Source organism: Streptomyces sparsus (assembly GCF_054776295.1).
Map to the genome: position 1 here is coordinate 1 of NZ_BAAHCA010000650.1, position 2,810 is coordinate 2,810.

Genomic DNA, 2,810 nt, shown 5'->3' on the forward strand with positions numbered 1-2,810 from the left:
CGGCCCCGAACCGGCGGGCCCCCGAACCGCGGGGCTCCCGAACCGGCGGGGCTCCCGGACCGGCGGGGCTCCCGAGCCGGCGGGGCTCCCGAACCGGGCCCGGGGCCAGCTCCTCGGGAGTGCCCCTCAGGACGAGCAGCGCTTGCCGTCCTCGGGGGTGTCGCCCTCCAGCAGGTAGTCGTTGACGGCCTCGGTGATGCAGGGGTCGCCCCGCAGGTAGGCGGTGTGGCCGTCGCCCTCGTAGGTGAGCAGCGTGGCGGAGTCGAGCTGCTCGGCCAGTGCCTCGGACCAGACGTAGGGGGTGGCGGGGTCGCGGGTGGTGCCGACGACGAGGATCGGGTCGGCGCCCTCCGCCTCGATGCGGTTGGCCTCCCCGGTCGGTTCGACCTCCCAGGCCGCGCAGTTGAGTCCCGCCCACGCGAAGCCGCGGCCGAATACGGGCGACACCTCCTCGAAGGACGGCACCGCCTTGCGCACCTCGCCGGGGGAGGTGAACGCGGCTTCCTGGTCGATGCAGTTGATCGCGGCGTTGGCGTACATGATGTTGTCGTAGGACCCGTCGGCGTCCCGTTCGTAGTAGTCGTCGGACAGGGCGAGCAGCCCGGCGCCCTCTCCCCTGTTGGCTTCGGCGAGGGCGGTGCGCAGCATCGGCCAGGCGCCTTCGTCGTACATCGCGCGGATGACGCCGGTGGTGGCGAGGGACTCGACGAGCTTGCGCTCGTCGCCCGTCTCCAGCGGGTCGCGGTCGAGCTTCTCGAAGAGCGCGCTCAGCCGCTTGCCGGCGTCGGTGGCGCTCTCGGTGCCCAGCGGGCAGTCGGACCGCTCGACGCAGTCCTCGGCGAACGCGTTGAAGGCCGTGTCGAAGCCGGCGGTCTGGTCGCGGTTGAGCTGCTCGGCGGGGAGCGACGGGTCCATCGCGCCGTCCAGGACGAGGCGTCCGGAGCGGGACGGGAAGAGGCCGGCGTAGGTGGCGCCGAGGAAGGTGCCGTAGGAGAAGCCGACGTAGCTGAGCTTGCGGTCGCCGAGCACCTCCCGCAGCACGTCCATGTCGCGTGCGGCCTCGATGGTCGAGACGTGTCCGAGCAGCTCGCCGGCCTGCTTCTCGCAGCCGGCGGCGAACCTGTCGTAGGCGGAGACGAGTTCGTCGACCTCACCCTGGTCGTCGGGGGTGGTGTCGGTCTGCGTGTAGCGGTCCATCTCCTCGTCGCTGAGGCACTTGACGGGTTCGCTGCGGCCGACTCCGCGCGGGTCCAGGCCGACGATGTCGTAGCGGGCGCGCACCTTCGCCGGGAACCCGATACCCGCCGCCATCTGCACGAAGTCGACGGCGGAGCTGCCCGGGCCGCCCGGGTTGACCATCAGTGAGCCCAGCGGTTCGCCGTCGCCGTCGGCCTTCTTGCGCACCACGGCCAGCGAGAGGTCCTCGTCGGCGTCGGGGGCGTCGTAGTCGAGCGGCGCCTTCATGGTGCTGCACTCGAAGCCCTGGACCCCGCAGTCCCGCCAGCTCAGCTTCTGCGAGTAGTAGCGGTCCAGCTCGTCCGGGATCGCGGCGGGCAGCGGTTCGAGCAGGGTGTCCGTACCGGCCTGGCGTTCCGCCGACTCGGACGGGTCCGCTCCGGAGGGTCCGCCCGTGTCGGACGATCCGCCGGAGGTGCAACCCGCGACGAGCAGCACGGCCGCCGCCAGGAAGACGCCGGATGTGCGGAGCAACCGCCTGGTTTCCATCGATGAGCCCTCGCTGCCTGGTCGGTGCGCTTCATCGGAGCGTATAACGGGCAGCCGGACCGATAGCGGTCAACCTGCGCGGAGCGCCATCGTCATGGCCTCGACGGCGAGCAGCGGAGAGACGTTGCGGTCGAGCGCCTCACGGCACCTGAGGATGGCCTCCATGCGGCGCAGGGTCTGCTCGGGGCGGCTCTGGTCGGCGATGCGGGCGACGGTCTCCGGGTCGCCGCTGCTGCCGAGGGAGCTGCCGAGCTGACGGGCCAGCACGTCGCGGTAGAACGCGGTGAGGTCGGTGAGGGCGAGGTCCAGGGAGTCGCGCTGGGTGCGGGTGGCGCGGCGCTTCTGGCGGTCCTCCAGGTCCTTCATGACGCCCGCGGTGCCGCGCGGCATGCGTTTGCCCTCGACACCGCCCATGGCGGCCCGCATCTCCTCGGTCTCCTTGTGGTCGTGCTCCTCGGCGACCTGCTTGGCGTCCTCGGTGGCCGCGTCGATCAGTTCCTGGGCGCCCTTGAGGCAGCCGCCGACGCTCTCCACCCGCAGCGGCAGCCGGAGTACGGCCGTGCGGCGGGCGCGGGCCCGCTCGTCGGTGGCGAGACGGCGGGCCCGGCCGATGTGCCCCTGGGTGGCGCGGGCGCACTCGGCGGCCAACTCGGGGCTGATGCCGTCGCGCCGGGTCAGCAGGTCGGCGACGGCCGCCACCGGCGGGGTGCGCAGCGCGAGGTGCCGGCAGCGGGAGCGGATGGTGGGCAGCACGTCCTCGGTGGACGGCGCGCACATCAGCCACACCGTGCGCGGCGCCGGTTCCTCGATGGCTTTCAGCAGGACGTTGCCGGCGCCTTCGGTGAGCCGGTCGGCGTCCTCCAGCACGATGACCTGCCAGCGGCCGGAGGCGGGCGAGAGCTGCGCGCGGCGCACCTGGTCGCGGGTCTCCTTGACGCCGATGCTGAGCTGGTCGGTGCGGATGACCTCGACGTCGGCGTGCGAGCCGACCAGCGCGGTGTGGCAGCCGTCGCAGAAGCCGCAGCCGGGCGCGCCGCCGAGCGCGCGGTCGGGGCTGACGCACTGCAGCGCGGCGGCGAAGGCCC

2 protein-coding genes are annotated in these 2,810 nt (G+C 72.9%); both read right to left on the minus strand.

Annotated features, from left to right (window positions below; translation table 11 throughout):
* Nucleotides 1-126: 126 nt before the first annotated feature.
* Complete coding sequence (locus ACYVE9_RS21640) at nucleotides 127-1,725, minus strand: alpha/beta hydrolase (RefSeq protein WP_461029556.1); 1,599 nt, start codon at nucleotides 1,723-1,725, stop codon at nucleotides 127-129.
* Nucleotides 1,726-1,794: 69 nt separating this feature from the next.
* Nucleotides 1,795-2,810 (minus strand): DNA polymerase III subunit delta' (locus tag ACYVE9_RS21645; RefSeq protein ID WP_461029557.1); only part of this gene is annotated, 1,016 nt, incomplete at its 5' end.